This window comes from Ruegeria sp. SCP10, from assembly GCF_040329495.1.
Classification (GTDB): domain Bacteria; phylum Pseudomonadota; class Alphaproteobacteria; order Rhodobacterales; family Rhodobacteraceae; genus Ruegeria.
Genome location: NZ_JBDZYF010000020.1, coordinates 1 through 15,033 on the forward strand (window position 1 = coordinate 1; position 15,033 = coordinate 15,033).

10 protein-coding genes and 2 pseudogenes are annotated in these 15,033 nt (G+C 53.2%); 5 read left to right on the forward strand and 7 right to left on the reverse strand.

Annotated features, from left to right (window positions below):
• Nucleotides 1-122: 122 nt before the first annotated feature.
• From ABLN87_RS21135 to ABLN87_RS21165, 7 genes are all read right to left on the reverse strand, one after another.
• A complete protein-coding gene (locus ABLN87_RS21135) occupies nucleotides 123-2,528 on the reverse strand; it encodes a glycoside hydrolase family 3 N-terminal domain-containing protein (RefSeq protein ID WP_353014004.1) in 2,406 nt (801 codons plus the stop codon).
• Nucleotides 2,506-3,567 carry an ABC transporter ATP-binding protein gene (locus tag ABLN87_RS21140; protein WP_353014006.1) on the reverse strand — a complete coding sequence of 354 codons (1,062 nt, stop codon included), beginning with the start codon at nucleotides 3,565-3,567 and terminating at the stop codon, nucleotides 2,506-2,508. Before ABLN87_RS21140 ends, ABLN87_RS21135 begins: the two co-directional genes overlap by 23 nt.
• A complete protein-coding gene (locus tag ABLN87_RS21145; RefSeq protein ID WP_353014008.1) occupies nucleotides 3,567-5,021 on the reverse strand; it encodes a family 1 glycosylhydrolase in 1,455 nt (484 codons plus the stop codon). Before ABLN87_RS21145 ends, ABLN87_RS21140 begins: the two co-directional genes overlap by 1 nt.
• Before the next feature lie 4 nt (nucleotides 5,022-5,025).
• The gene (locus tag ABLN87_RS21150) at nucleotides 5,026-5,829 is read right to left on the reverse strand and encodes a carbohydrate ABC transporter permease (RefSeq protein WP_353014010.1); all 804 of its coding nucleotides are present in this window, start codon (nucleotides 5,827-5,829) and stop codon (nucleotides 5,026-5,028) included.
• Nucleotides 5,830-5,897: 68 nt separating this feature from the next.
• On the reverse strand, nucleotides 5,898-6,917 hold the full coding sequence (locus ABLN87_RS21155) for a carbohydrate ABC transporter permease (RefSeq protein WP_353014012.1): 1,020 nt from the start codon (nucleotides 6,915-6,917) through the stop codon (nucleotides 5,898-5,900).
• A gap of 60 nt (nucleotides 6,918-6,977) precedes the next feature.
• Nucleotides 6,978-8,219, reverse strand: a complete 1,242-nt coding sequence (locus tag ABLN87_RS21160) for an extracellular solute-binding protein (protein ID WP_353014014.1) — start codon at nucleotides 8,217-8,219, stop codon at nucleotides 6,978-6,980.
• A 45-nt stretch (nucleotides 8,220-8,264) separates the two neighbouring features.
• Nucleotides 8,265-9,260 (reverse strand): LacI family DNA-binding transcriptional regulator, encoded by a 996-nt coding sequence (locus tag ABLN87_RS21165; RefSeq protein ID WP_353014016.1) that lies wholly within the window; start codon nucleotides 9,258-9,260, stop codon nucleotides 8,265-8,267.
• 77 nt (nucleotides 9,261-9,337) lie between these two features.
• Here ABLN87_RS21165 and ABLN87_RS21170 point away from each other — a divergent pair, with 77 nt between their 5' ends.
• From ABLN87_RS21170 to ABLN87_RS21190, 5 genes and pseudogenes are all read left to right on the forward strand, one after another.
• Nucleotides 9,338-11,638, forward strand: a complete 2,301-nt coding sequence (locus ABLN87_RS21170) for a glycoside hydrolase family 9 protein (protein ID WP_353014018.1) — start codon at nucleotides 9,338-9,340, stop codon at nucleotides 11,636-11,638.
• A 523-nt stretch (nucleotides 11,639-12,161) separates the two neighbouring features.
• The gene (locus ABLN87_RS21175; protein WP_353014020.1) at nucleotides 12,162-12,929 is read left to right on the forward strand and encodes a tetratricopeptide repeat protein; all 768 of its coding nucleotides are present in this window, start codon (nucleotides 12,162-12,164) and stop codon (nucleotides 12,927-12,929) included.
• Entirely contained in the window at nucleotides 12,926-13,822 is an 897-nt protein-coding gene (locus tag ABLN87_RS21180) for a LysR family transcriptional regulator (RefSeq protein WP_353014022.1), read from the forward strand. Before ABLN87_RS21175 ends, ABLN87_RS21180 begins: the two co-directional genes overlap by 4 nt.
• A 783-nt stretch (nucleotides 13,823-14,605) precedes the next feature.
• Nucleotides 14,606-14,755 (forward strand): annotated as a pseudogene (locus tag ABLN87_RS21185) (IS3 family transposase); the annotation flags it as partial.
• Nucleotides 14,748-14,930: pseudogene (locus tag ABLN87_RS21190) on the forward strand (IS481 family transposase); the annotation flags it as partial. The pseudogenes ABLN87_RS21185 and ABLN87_RS21190, both read left to right, overlap by 8 nt.
• Between the last annotated feature and the right edge of the window lie 103 nt (nucleotides 14,931-15,033).

Here is a 15,033-nt window from a genome sequence, read left to right on the forward strand (position 1 = left end):
CACGCCCGATCGGTCGCGCACGAACTTTGGAATGACTATGCTCTCGAGTTGACCGCCTGACCGCGCCAGCAAAGGCTCTCTGCAACCGCTGGCAAACAAATTGGCAATGCCTCCCATTCAGCTTACGCTTGAACTATCACTTTTGCGTGGCTTTCCATTCGCCAATTCTGAGATAGCACATGTACTTCGCCCGTAACTTCAATCGTATCTTTGAGTCGAATATCACTACTGGATGCGCCGATCATTAATTCAAACGTGCCGGGCTCCACGATCCGGGCGCCTGAGCTTCCGGAGAAATTCAACATATCGGTGGGCACAACAAACTCAACCCTGGCTTGCTGTCCGGGGTCAAGCGTTACGCGGGCAAAACACTTTAACTCTTTGATCGGTCGCACCAAAGACGCGACCTGGTCACGCACGTATAGTTGCGGTACCTCAACACCTTTACGTTCTCCATTATTGCGGATTGTGAAGGATAAGTGCAGCTCTCCTTCGGCATTAGGAATGCGCTCTGCCTTTAGCTCCAAGTCACGATAGTTGAAATTGGTATATGACAAGCCGTGCCCAAAGGGGTAATCGCTGCCGAAATGCCGTGCGATGGGTGTGCCTGCACTTTTGAATTTGTGGTTGTAGTGATAGGGGCAGGCTCCGGCGCTGCGCGGTGTTGACAAGGTCAGGCGCCCTGATGGTTCCATGGCTCCGGAGATGACGTCTGCAAGGGCATGTCCGCCTTGTTCGCCGCTAAAATGTGTCACGAGCAATGCGGCCAGATCCTTTTCCCGATTGCCGAGCGTATAGGGCCTGCCACTGGACATCACGACGATCACTGCTTGGCCGGCATCCAGAAGGGCATCCAGAAGCTGTTGCTGCACGCCCGGTAAGTCCAGCGTGTCAACGTCAGACCCTTCGCCAACGGTTCCGGTCTGGAAAATGCCTGATAGATCGCCAACGCAAAGAACGGTCACATCGGCCGCTTTCGCGGTTTGCACAGCGTGCGCAATCAGATCTGTGCGTGTGCTGACCGGTGAGTTCAGCGCCAGGCTGGCTGTATCTGCCATGTCACCGGGAAAGACCGGGTTGCCTGAGCCGCGTGTTTCCAGAATATAGCACCCTTGGGCGAACGTCACATTTTCTGCTCCGAACTGCGCCTTAAGCCCCTGCAAAGGTGTTACGACATGTGCTGTATCCGTGTCGGCATCGTTGTTGATGAGATGCACCGGAAAGGCATAGTCACCCAAAAGTGCAAGTGGGTCATTTGCTGTTGGTCCGATCACAGCGATTTTGGTTGCGGGGCTGAGCGGCAGGGTTCCGTTGTTTTCCAACAGGGTCACACCTTGTGCCCCGGCTTCGCGGGCCAGTTCGATCGCGCCCTGCGTGCGCAAGGCGATGGCACCTTCATCTGCATAGGGCTGCTCAAATAAGCCAAGGCGGAATTTTTCCGACAGGAGTCGCTGAACGACGGCGTCGATGTCATGCAGTGTGATCTGGCCTTGCTTGAGGGCATGTTCCAAATGGGGCGTGCATTCGTTGGATGGCAGTTCCAGGTCCAGGCCCGACCGAAACGCAATCGCCGCCGCTTCGCCTTTGTCGTGTGCAATTGCGTGATGTGTCTCAAGCAGGCTTATTCCGATGTAGTCGGCCACGATCAACCCATCAAATCCCCACTGTTCCCGCAGAACCTTGGTCAGCAGGTGGCGGGACGCGTGCAGGGGCTCGCCATCAATATCGTGGTAGGCAGGCATTACAGAGGCGGCCTGGGCCTGCTTGACGGCCATTTCGAAGGGCAGCATGAAATCATCGGCCAATTCGCGCGGGCCCAGATGGACCGGTGCGTGGTTGCGTCCGCCTTCGCTAGCGGAATGCCCGACATAGTGTTTGAGCGTTGCCAGCAGCCCACGATCGTCGCCTTGCAGGCCCCGTACATAGCGCGTTGCCAAAAGGCCCGTTAGGTATGGATCTTCAGCGAAACACTCTTCGGTTCGGCCCCATCGGACATCGCGCGATACATCTAGCACAGGGGCTAACCCTTGATGACACCCCACCGAGCGGCCTTCGGCGCCAATTGCGGCGCCGATGCGTTCGACTAAATCGGGATTCCAACTGGCTGCCAAAGACAGGGGCGAAGGGAAAAGTGTTGCACCTTGCACCATCAACCCGGAAAGGCATTCTTCATGGCTCATGACTGGGATGCCAAGCCGTGTGCCTTCGACGATATCCTTTTGCAGACGATTCAACGCCCGCACACCTTGATGCGGTGCAACACCTATCGTGCCAAGGGGGCGCGTGATCTGTCCCAAACCATGGGCAAAGAGCTGGCGTACCTTTGCAGGATCACCGCCTTCGAAGTTATTGGACGCATCCGGGCGCATACGATGCACACCATCTTCGGACAACTCAAGCCAAAGCGCGTGCATTTGCGCCAGTTTTTCCGGCAATTCCATACGGGCCAACAGATCGCTGACCCTGTCGGCGACAGGTTTTTTAGGGTCTAGGTAGAGCATGGCGTCAGGCTTTTTTGGGGAAGACATGGATTTTGTCCGCGGCAATTGTCAAATGCACGGCTTCTTGGTCCGCCAATTCCGCCAACGTGTCGTCAAGTACGGTCAATTCCTGGCTGCCAACTGCGATTTTGAGATGATTCACAGCACCTGTGGGCTCGACCAGTTCAACCGTGCCCGCAATAGCATTCTCAACCTCTGACGTGGCCAGCGCCAAATGTTCCGGACGCAATCCAAGCTTCACATCGGCGGGCATGTCTTGTGGCACATCGCCCAGAACCAGGCGCGCGGCATTTTCAAACACGGCTTCTGTACGTCCGCCTTTACGCTCTAGCTTTGCATCCACGAAGTTCATGGCAGGAGACCCGATGAAACCGGCAACGAAGGCGTTGGCCGGGTTTTGGTACAAATCCGAGGGTGTTCCGATTTGCTGGATGACACCGCCTTGGAGAATAACGATCCTGTCCGCCAGAGTCATCGCCTCGACCTGATCGTGCGTGACATAGATCGCGGTGGTTTTTACCTTTTTATGCAAGCGCTTGATTTCGTCACGCATTTCAGCCCGCAGCTTGGCGTCAAGGTTTGACAGGGGTTCGTCAAACAAGAACACGTCCGGATCGCGCACAATCGCGCGCCCCATCGCAACCCGTTGCCGTTGCCCGCCAGAGAGTTGCGACGGCTTGCGGTCCAGCAGATTGCTGAGCCCAAGAGTTTCAGCAGCAGCCCGTGCGCGTGTCTTGATTTCAGATTTAGGTACTCCGGAGATCCTCAGGTTGAACCCGATATTCTCTTCCACCGTCATATGCGGATAAAGCGCATAGGATTGAAATACCATGGCGATATTGCGCTCCCGTGGGCTCAAGTCGTTGACGATTTCGTCATCCATAACGACTTCGCCGCGGGTGGCTTCGTCCAGTCCGGCAATCACCCGCAACAATGTGGACTTCCCGCAGCCGGACGGCCCGACAAGGGCCACGAATTCTCCTTCTTCAACAACCAGATTCAGGTTTTGCAAGACCGAAACAGCACCAAAGGATTTTGACAGATTTGCCAGTTCTACGCGTGCCATTATTCAGCTGCCTCCGAGCAGGCCGCGCGATGCGCGCGCGCAACATCTGAATACCAGTGCCCGCTGTTCTTGATTGTGCGCGCTTGCGTGTCGTAGTCGACATGCACCAGACCAAAGCGCATTTTGTAGCCTTCGGCCCATTCAAAATTGTCCATCAGGCTCCAGGCGAAATAGCCTTTCAGCGGAATGCCTTCTGCGATGCTTCCGACCAGTTCATCGAGGTGATCCGCGATATAGTTCAAGCGCGGCGTGTCATCCACTGCGCCTGTATCATCGGGGCCCATATTGAAGCAGGCACCGTTTTCCGTGATGTAGACCGGTGGGAGATTATCGTAGCGCGCGTAGACTTGTCGCAGTAAATGCGAGATACCGTCGGCGCGGATTTCCCATCCGATATCTGTTCGTACGTTTGAGCGGGTGGCCGGCAGCGCCTGGATTCGCAGAAAGTCGGACGCCGCATCCGCATTCGCCTCGAAAGAGCCCATGGCCCCAATTCCGGTCAGCACGTTCTCGGCTTTGGGATCGTTTTTGACCACGGCTGGGAAATAGTAATTGAACCCCCACCAATCGAGCGGCTGGTTGATCGTTTCCATGTCGCCCGATTGCAAACGGAGTCTGTCGCCAAGCGCCGCCTCAAGTTCAGCGTCATAGGCGCCATCACAGATTGGTCCGAAAAACACACCATTGTGGAACTGAAAGGAGCGTTCGGCTGCTGCGAGATCCTCTGGGCTGTCAGAGGCGGGAAATATCGACTGAGCGTTCAGAACGATCCCCATCTGGATGTTGGTCCGTTCGGCCCGTGCGGCCTGTACACCAAGGCCATGCGCCAGATTGGTGACGTGCACTGCTGCCAGGGCTGCATCGGCCGACCGCTCGCCGGGGGCATGCTTGCCGATCCAATGGCTCAGATAGGTCGAGCACCAGGGTTCATTAAATGTCGCCAAGGCATCCATACGGTCCCCGAGGCGTTTCACCACAATCGCGCTATATTCGGCAAAGGCTTCGGCGGTGTCGCGGTCGGTCCAGCCACCATAGCCTGCTAGGGCCAGTGGCAGATCCCAGTGATAAAGCGTTGGAAAGACTTTGATGCCGCGCGCGACCATCCCGTCGATCAGCCGGTCATAGAAGTCCAGGCCCTTTTCGTTCACTGTGCCACGGCCCTGTGGCAGGATACGCGGCCACGCGATGGAGAACCGATAGGCATCCATGCCTAGTTCGGCAATCAGGTCCAGATCGCTCTCCCAGCGGTTGTAGTGATCGCAGGCGATGTCTCCGTTATGTCCCTCAAAGACCCGGCCTGGCATGTTGGAAAACGCATCCCAGATCGAAGGACCGCGCCCATCTGTGCGTGTTGCGCCTTCAATCTGGTAGGCAGCTGTTGCAACGCCCCATGTGAAGTCTTTTGGGAAACGCGCCGCAAGGGCGGCGGGATCTTTTGCGAATTTGCGTGTCACAGGGTCAACCTTTCACGGCTCCGGCGGTCAGGCCCGCCATCATTTGTCGAGAGAAAAACAGGAAGGCGATCAGCAGTGGCAGCATGGACAGGAAAGTGCCGAGCATGATTGCGCCCCAGGGTGAGTTCGCGATGGACTGAACGGATCGCAGAGCGAGCGTCAGAACATACTTGTCCGGTGAGGACAGGACGATGAGCGGGGTCAAGAAGTTGTTCCAGAGCCCGATGAACATCACGATTCCAAGCGTTGCCAACGCCGGTTTAATCAGCGGCAACACGACGGACCAGAAGATGCGGAAATCTGATGCGCCATCTACTTTGGCAGCGTCCAACAAGTCCCGCGAGATCGATTGCACCATGTATTGTCGGATCAGGAAGATTCCGAAGGCGTTTGCGATCCCCGGCAACCAGATTGCAAGATGGGTGTCCAACAGCCCCAGAAAGCGTACCGTCAGAAAGAACGGGATCAGGCCCAGAACGGGTGGCACCATCATTGAGGCGATCATGATGCCAAATACGATATTCTTGCCTTTGAACTCATAGGCGAAGAACCCGTATGCGCACATGGAGCAGAACAAGACGGCGCCAGCTGTGCCAGCCACCGAGACCCAGAGTGAGTTGAACAACACGGTCCAAAACGGCATCACATTGATAAGTTTGGCGTAGTTTTCTGCCAGATTGTCTCCCAGCCAGAAGGGTGGGGGGGACGAGTAGATCTCGGATCGCGAATGTGTGGCCATGAGGGCGACCCAGACAAATGGGAAGATCGTGACCAGCACGCCTGCAATCATCAGGCCGTGGGTTGCCAAGCGGGCCATCCTGGGGGATGCTATCCGGTGTGCGCTTTTGCGCGGTGTTTTTGTCGCAACGCCTGTCATTAGCGGTCTCCTCCCATGCCTTTGCGTCCGTTGAAGTAGAAATGAACCGAGGTTGCGATGGCGATGAACAGGAACAGAACCCAAGAAATCGCGGCTGCTGCGCCCATTTCCAGCCATTCCCAGCCGACCAGATACAAATAGTAGGACGCTGTCAGTCCGGACTGACCGACCCCGCCGGAGTCGCCGGATGTCAGCACGAACGGCTCCTCGAACATCTGAAGGTTGCCAATAATGGTCAAGGTGACAGCGAAGAAGGCGAAGGGGCGGATCATCGGCAGGGCAATATGCCAGAACTGCTGCCAAGCGTTGCACCCATCAACTTTGCCAGCATCGTAAAGGTCTTTGGAAACCGTCAGAAAGCCCGCCGAGTAAATCACGATATTAAACCCGGTGTATTTCCAGATCACAACAAATGCGATGGAAGGTTTGATCAAATCAGAAGAAGACAACCAACGGATAGGCATGGCCTCTTCGACCCAGCCAAGCCCCCAAGAAAACACCGGCCATTTCGACGCGGCCAACAGCCATTGATTCAGGATGCCTGCATTGCCGGAATATATCGTGTAGAAGATCAGAGAAATGGCGACGGTCGAGGTGATGAAAGGTACAAAGAATGTCGCGGTATAAACCTGCCGCACACCTGCACGCACAGCCGTCACAAGCAGATATGCAACTGGGATTGCAATCACATGCTGGGGGATACCGGACACCACCGCGAGCCATGCAGTGTTGTATAAGGATTTCCACATCCAGGGATCATCCAGTGCGGTTCGATAGTTTTCCAGGCCGACGAATTGCATACTCGACAGACCGGCGACCGGGTTCCACTCCTGAAAGGACAAATAGGCAGAAAAGAACAACGGAAAGGCCGTGAAAACGGAAAAGATGATAACGAAAGGAGATATAAACAGCCAAGGCGTCAACGTCTTGATCCAGGGTGCGAGTCTGGATGCCCGCCGTACCCGGGCGCGGTTTGGTGTCTGCGCGACCTGCGACACCTTATGTGGTGAACCAACCATAGTGACAGCCTTTTGACGATGGGTTCGCGCGCCGGATCACCGGATCCGGCGCGCGCGAGGTCATTTTATGCGGCGCTTGAGCAGGCGATCTGCATCCTTGAGTGCTTGTTCAATGTCCTTGCCGTCATTCAACACTTCCGCCAAAGCACCATTCATAACAATGTCTTCTGCGATCAGGTCCCCTTTCATCGGGGTGACTGCGGGCACTTTCTTGGCGACGTCGGCAAACAACCGGCGCGCTTTTTGACCGGCAAGGAAGTCCAGCGGTTCGTCGAAGGCTGCATCGCCATAGGTTTCAAGCAGAACAGGAAACGCCCCAAGGTCTTTCAGACTGTCAATCTGCGGATCCGGCTGCGTTGTCAGATACTTAATGAACTCCCAAGCCTGCGCAGGGTTTTCGGATTGCGCCGGAATGGCCAGGAACGAACCACCCCAAGACCCGTAGATCCCGCCGGGCAAATTAGATGCGCCCCACTTTCCGGCGGTGTCCGGTGCCATCCAGTTTTGCAAATGGCCCAGCAGCCACGCGCCTGACAATTGAGTGGCCACGGTGCCGTTCTTAAACCCGTCATACCACTCGCCCGTCCAAGCACCAATCTGACCGTCCAGGCCTTCATCGCGGATCTGTTTAGCGATTGTGAACGCATTGTCAAAGCGGTCGGACGTCACCAGTGAATTTCCGTCCGCGTCAAAGAACAGACCTTCGCCTTCCTGCAGCGTGGTGCGCACGATAATGCGCGCCACATCGCCTGCATCGGCAATCAAATAGACGCCCTTGTCTTTCAGCTTGCGACCATATTCGATGTAGCTGTTCCAATCTGAGATCACGCCGTCGATTTCTGCTCCTACGGACTCAAGTACGTCGCGCCTGTAGAACATAACGCCCGGACCGATATCGATTGGAATGCCATATTGGTTGCCATCAGAGCCCTGGCCCTGGTTCCAAGCATAGGAGACAAAGCCATCTTTGAACTGGCCTGCATTGTAAGGAGCGTCGGACAAGTTCACGAAACCACCTGCATTGATGAATGCCCCGACAAATGACACGTCGACAATGACGACATCGCCAGCACCCGATTGGGTCGCGAGATTGGTTGTCAGCTTCTTGTGGTGGTCCCCATGTTCGTTCATCTGATAGGTGACGGCGATATCGGGATGTGCCTCATTGAAGACGTTCACCTGCTTGTCAAAATGCGTATCGAATGGCGGGAAGCCGTCAACGCGAATACCATCTGCCAGCGACGGCAAAGCCATTGCCGCCAGAAGACCGGCCGCTAGGCTTGACGCGATCGTTTTTTTCATGGTTTTTCTCCTGAGTTGAGCGCTTTGGCTCATTGTTGAGTCCGGTTACTTGCACGCCAAAACAGAGCCGCGCTCAACGAGCTCTGCTTCGAAAACACGTTGAATTTCGTTTGTTTCGACCTGCTCTTCTGCCAAGGCGAGAGCCAACCGACCGGCCGCGGCTCCGATATCCCTGAGAGGTTGACGCACAGTGGTCAATTTTGGTGTCAGATGCCGGGCGGTGGGAATGTCGTCAAAGCCGATCATAGACACGTCATTGGGCACGTCTATGCCCCGCTCGCGACAGGTTTCCAGCGCACCTGCGGCCATTTCATCGTTCTGAAAGAAAACGGCGGAACAGGAGGGTGTGCTGTCCAGCACGGTCTGCATGGCCTGATAGCCGCCTTCGTCATTGAAGGTGGACTCGACGACATGCGCGGTAAGATCGCGGGTCTGCAAATAGTCGATGAAGCCGAAGCTCCGGTCACGAACTTCACAGAATTTGGCAGGCCCTGTTACCATTGCGATATCGCGATGGCCCTTTTCATAGAGATGCGCTGCCGCCAAAGCGCCGCCACGGCTGTTGTCCAGGTAAACGCAGCGGTCCAGAAACTGGTCCAGCCGGCGATTCATTAGAACTGATTTGGGGTGATCTGTCATCCAGCGCCCCAATTCGTCATCGTTCAAGTTGTCCGAGTGGATGATGACCGCGTCGCATTGACGTTCAAGCAGGGACGTCCAAGCCTCGCGTTCGCCATCGACGCGTTCTCGGGCGGATTCGGCAAGCATTTTGTAGCCTCCGGACGCCAATTCGTGTTCGGCGCCATCCAGCAAGGATCCGTAATAGAACGATGCAAACCAATTGATAACAACGCCGACCGTGCGCGAAGACCGGCTGGCCAATCCGCGCGCAACAGCATTGGGGCGATAACCGAGCTCTTCAATGGTTGCTCGAACATGCGCGCGCGTATGCTTATCCACGACTTTGGGATTGCTGAGAACCCGCGAAACTGTCGCTTTGGACACGCCAGCGCGCTTTGCAACATCCAGCATTGTTACCATGGCCGAACATCCAGCACAGCAAGATCGCGCACAATAGTGAAAATATATCCTCCCTGACTACATCATAAAAAAGGTTGATGAACGCGGTTGTATTTGCCAGTGTGCTCTATGAAACCGCGCTCATCAAGGGTCTTCACATGAAATTCCAAAAACCTCACATTCGGTTTGCCTTTGCCCTTGGATTGTTTGGCGCATCGATTGCAGCAGCAGAATCTTCAGAAGATTCAGTTGAGATGACTTTGCCTGTCCCCGAATTGCCTGTAGATCTTTGGTCAAAACAACGTCTTGCGCCTGAACCGGTCGAAGACGGGCTGCGCTTGCGCGATACCGGGAGCGGTGCCTTCAATGATGCCAGTTTTTGGCAAATTCATTTTGATGCGGAATTGCCTTATGGGCGTAAAATGCTGTCATTCGACGTCTCGGTTGCGTCGAATCACGCACCTCTTTGGGGGGAGCAACTGCTCCAGCCGATGATTGATGGCAAAGAAGCCGCCCCTGCGTTGGATGACACAGGTATGCCCTCATTTGAAAAGGTTATCGCCAATGACGGTAAGGGCTTCATAACGGTGCCACAAGGTGGCGCGGCCAAGACAATTACTTTGGATATTCCAAAGACGACAACACGGCTGAGTTCGTTTGCGTTCATGACAGCTGGGGCGACGGGATTTGATATGACACTTTCGGATTTCAAGATCGTCGCCTGGCCTGAACAGGATAACCGCGTGTTTGCCCCAAACCCCTTGGCCACGTCTTTGGGTTTTTTGCCTGGGCATCCTCAGACGGTCTTGATAGAATGGCCAGGATTTGATCCAAGCGTTGAAACGGAGCCGAACAATGCCATCGTCAGACTAAGTGGACGGGGCGGAGACAGCGACATCTCTGTACCATTGCCGCGCCGTCTTTCAACGGCTTCTGGTTCTGCTGTGTCAAGGATTACACTGAATCTCGACCCGGGCTCCTACACGTTGACAGCGCCAGGCATCGGCCCGAAATCCATAGAGGGTAAGACAAGTTTCCAAGTCGCCTCTGACAGTTCAGCCTTGGCTCGGATGCGGGACGAAGCCTGGGGTGCGTTTTACTGGATCACTGCTGGACCAAACGGACCTTTCCCTGACGCGCACCCACAAGACGCGGCTGCAAAAGTGTTTGAGTCCGAAGGAACACGGGATGTGAGCGGAGGATGGTATGATGCTGGGGATTACGGAAAATATACCGTGAATGGATCATGGGCAGTGGCGTTGATGCTGCTGACGGGTTTGAATGCGCCCGACGCGCTTGAGCACAGTATTTCACCTTTGGCCGGTGCCAGCGACAAACCCGACTGGATTGACGTTGCCGTTGCACAGCTTGATTGGTTGGCCAAGATGCAAGGCCCGGATGGGGGAGTAAATCACAAAGCGACCACGCGAGAATGGCCGCTTCTGGATATCGCGCCGCATGACGATTTTGCGGTAAAATACTTCATGCCTGTGTCCTCAACTGCAACGGCAGATTTTGCCGCGACTATGGCGCTCGGTGCGAGAGTACTGGCGCGCTACGACCCAGCACGCGCGGAACGATTCAAAGTCGCAGCTGAAAGGGCGCTACTGTGGCTCGACGCAAATCCCGGGTTGATCATGATTGAGCGACTTTATGACGAAAGCGCATATGGTGGCCCATATATAGATAGCGACGACAGCGACGAACGATTCTTCGCGCTGGCATCCTGGGCCGCTTTGACCCAATCCTCGGAAGCCATCGCGGCGGCAGAGTCGCAATTAAACACGCGCCTGGAAGTCTTAAACGCGTCGAAAAATAGCACCTATTGGGGCCAGGTGGACTTGCTTGGCATGTGGGCGCTGTATTCGATCAGAGATGTGTTGTCGGAAGATGGAGCGCGGACAGTGCAGGGCTCGCTGCAATCGGCCGCGCATAAATGGCGCGTGTTGCAACAGCGTTCAGCGTGGTTGTTGCCAATGGCGGACGATGAGGGCTATCCTTGGGGATCAAACGGGACCTTGGCGACAGTCGGGTGGCATTGGTTGATGTGGTCCAATGCAAGCGGTGATGACAATTTCGCGCGTGCAGCAAAAGCCATGCTACCCTATTTTCATGGCCGCAACCCGCTGGGCCAGACCTATGTGACAAACGCTGTAGGAGTCCGAAATCCGCATCTGCGACCGGTTGTTTCAGGGGCTATAGAATTGCCTCCTGGTTTCATTGCCGGGGGCGCCAATTCCATGGATCTGGCGGGCGACCCAACCAGCGGGGCGATCTTAGGACAGCCGCCTTTGCGTATGTTTGTTGACGACAAAGAAAGTTACGCTACGAACGAAGTCGCAATCAACTGGCAGTCAGCTTGGGCTCTTTATGCTAGTTTGCTCATGTCGATGCGATAGTCCGTTCCGGTTTGCGCGCCTGTGATGTAGTTTTGGATATGGCGCAGGGTAGCTTTCTCGAAGCCGCTGATTTGTTCAACAAAACTTGCTGTCCCATCCGCACGAGCGCGCTGGCACTTCTGACAGTGACCGTTTCAAAAAGCGACGTATTCCCGGTGGTTACCCTGCTTTCGATCATTCGCAGGGCTTTTGATACTTCCGTACTTCGACCCCAGGCGTTCTAGGGCCAGGGCTCGTTGTTATTTCATAGCCAGAACATGACAGTGGCGACCCGATACGATAGGTGTCCGAAGATCTTCCTAGAGCCATCGCCATAGCCGCTTTCATCATCTACTGGCTATGAATCCTGAGCCTAGCCCCTCTGCGGCCTGATTTCACGGGGCGGATTCAGCGAAAATCGGGTTCAAACCCTAGCCCAGAAATATTTTATAATATTGGTTAACCTTTAGTCGGTTCTTATATCTCGTCAAGAAAAAAGAGTGATTCAGTGTAAACAAATTACAAACCTAAAAGGATAAGCACATTGAAAGACATAGACAAAAATAATAAAAAGCGCCAAGCGTTATTTTCCACCTTATTAGTCACCACAGCTTTGATTTGTGCCGGTTGCAGTCAGGACTACCGTACTACCGGGTTTCAGTCCCAAATCGTAGCAGGCGAGCAATTTATTAGCGTGGGGCAATATGCTCAAGGTTACAGTGTTCTTGAACAAGTTACAAAAGATAACCCCAGATCTGCTGAGGCTCAGATCGCACTTGGCGATTCTTACCTTAGACAAGGGGCTCATCTAAAGGCGATGGCGAGTTACGACACAGCAATCAGGCTCGGCGCAAAAACGGCGGGTAAGGTTGGAAAGGGTAGAGTCCATCTAGCAAACAATAGAAGCGAGTTGGCATCGCAAGAGTTTAAGGCGGTGTTGAGTGCTGATCCTAACAATTTCGAAGCAAAGAATGGAATTGCAGTCGCGCTAGACTTAGATGGCGATCATCTTAATGCGCAAAACATTTATCGTGAATTATTGGACGCTTATCCGACGAGTGCCAAAGTTCGGAACAACTACGCTCTTTCCTTGTCGATGAGCGGAAAAACCCGCGAAGCAATCAGGCATTTTGGCGAACTTTCGCTATCCAATCTAGAGAACGAAAAATTTCGACAAAACCTTGTGCTCGCATACCAAATTGAAGGCCATGAGCAAGAAGCTCGGAGCACCTCGCTGATAGACTTAAACGAAGCGCAAACTGAATCTAACTTGGAACTGTACAAAATGATCCGTGATAGGGGACAAAAATGAACAACATCAGTATACGAAAAATGAAAGTAATCATCTCGGCAGTGGATGAAGGCAGCTTTACCCGGGCATCGACAAAGCAATCGATTTCGCAGCCGGGTGTTACGATCATAGTGAACCAGGTAGAAGAGCAAACACAATGTGATATTTTCGAAAGAACTGGAACATCTCGTTCCACTAAGCTCACCGAAAAAGGTCATCAAGTTGTTGAAGTTTTTCGAAGAATAATAGCGGAGTACGAATATGAATTAAATAGGGTAAAAGAGATTGCTAGCAGTGAAGCGAATGAGAAAGAGATATTGGTTCAGCATTCATTTGCATCTGCCCTGAATGGGCATTGGCTGCATTCTTTAGTCAACACGTTCGGCAACGACAACATTAAGTTCACACTCAGTGAACGATCCAATATCTTCACTAAAATAAGAGATAGAGATGCTTGCATGGGGATCATTGAGGGAGAAGGCTCTTCGGATTTCTATGACTATAAACAGATTGCAACCGACCGAATCGTCGCCATCGTACCCAAAAACAATAAGCTTATAGATCTAGGTACGAGTATCAGTTGGAAAGAAATAGGTAAAAAGGGAATAGTTTATTCAGGTAGTAGCCCTTCAACGTTACGGCGAATTGACGGTAACCTTCAATCGGCCGGTCGTGAGCCAAAAAATTTCTTGCGCGTAAACTCAGCTGAATTGGTGACGAAGTTAGTAGAGGAAACTGGTTTGGCTGCGGTCATCCCTGCACTGGCGGCAAGCGATATGCTTAGGACTAAGGGGTTCTCGAGCTTGGAACTAAAAGATCCAGAGATTAAAATACCGGTTGGCGTAGTCACTCCGTGGGGCCTAATGCACAAATCTGGATTTAGCTCACTCAACTCCGGTAATGTCTTTACCTAAGATACAGGATAACTCGTTTAAACGGTTTAGAAAAATGGAAAAGCTACCTAAGCAAATGAAGCTAACACCCAATGTTTTCAATTTTTCGTTCACGGACTATGTTCGAGTTGCTGAGCGCCTTGAGGGCCACGTTGAAATACAGGGATTAATCTGTGACCTAATTAGTGATATTGAGAGCCTGGATAACAATAAGTTAATTGGAGAGCAGGTTACTAAATTACTGAAAGATGATGAAGAGCTGTTGGACTTCTCTAACGCTTCGCGCAGAAGTGTATTTCTGATCTAGTCTCATTCTTCGGGTAATTGTTCCTCATGAAAGGGTGTTATTATTATGTTGAGTCAAGCGGACTTTTTATTCTTCCTAACTGCTTTGTCAAATAGAATTTATCAGTTTGATCGGGCTGCGAAATATGGGAAGCTCGGGGCTGTTCTGTATCCGAATGATCAAAGGATTATTGAACACTACGGATACGCACTACTCAATCTTGATGAACTTGAGGAGTTAAAAACGCTACTTGAACAGAATCCGTTGTCTACTGCAAATGGCAAGTTCTTGAGCGCCAAGTTAGAGCTTCTGTCACGCAAGGAGAGCGAGACTGATTCGAGACGAAATCTACTTCATGCCTATCTTTCTCTAAGAGAAAGCAGTTAGAGTTTAATCTTATTTGTAAACCACCCGACTTGATCTGACATTTCTGCTCTTTTGGAGCGCAACAAGGAGTGTCGATCAATGACAAGCATTCAGGAGAAGATCATCAAACCGAAACTCGGGCTGTTGGAATTGGCAAAGCTTTTCGGACGCTGAACATCCTTGATGAGCACAGCCGGGAGTGCCTGGCGATTAGAGTGAAGCGCAAGCTGAACTCGGTCGCCGTGATCGACGCCCTGACGGATCTGTTCATACTTCGGGGAAGAGGTGCTGATGGACCTCAGCCGCAAGAAGCCGGTCCTGAAGAACCGCGTGCCGGAGCACGTGGAAAAGGCCGTGATCGAATTGGCTATTGAGAATCCGGCCCTTGGGCAGAAACGGGCATCCTGGGAACTTCAACAGCAAGGCATCGTGGTGTCGTCGTCAGGGGTGCGGTCGATTTGGCTGCGCACAGAGGTGGTCCTACGTTTTGGACCAGTTTGCAGCCAACTTAAGATGGATCAGGGTTGTATTTAGGCTGCCAATTTCACGGTTTCGGCTTTGTTTCCATAAGCCTCATTCG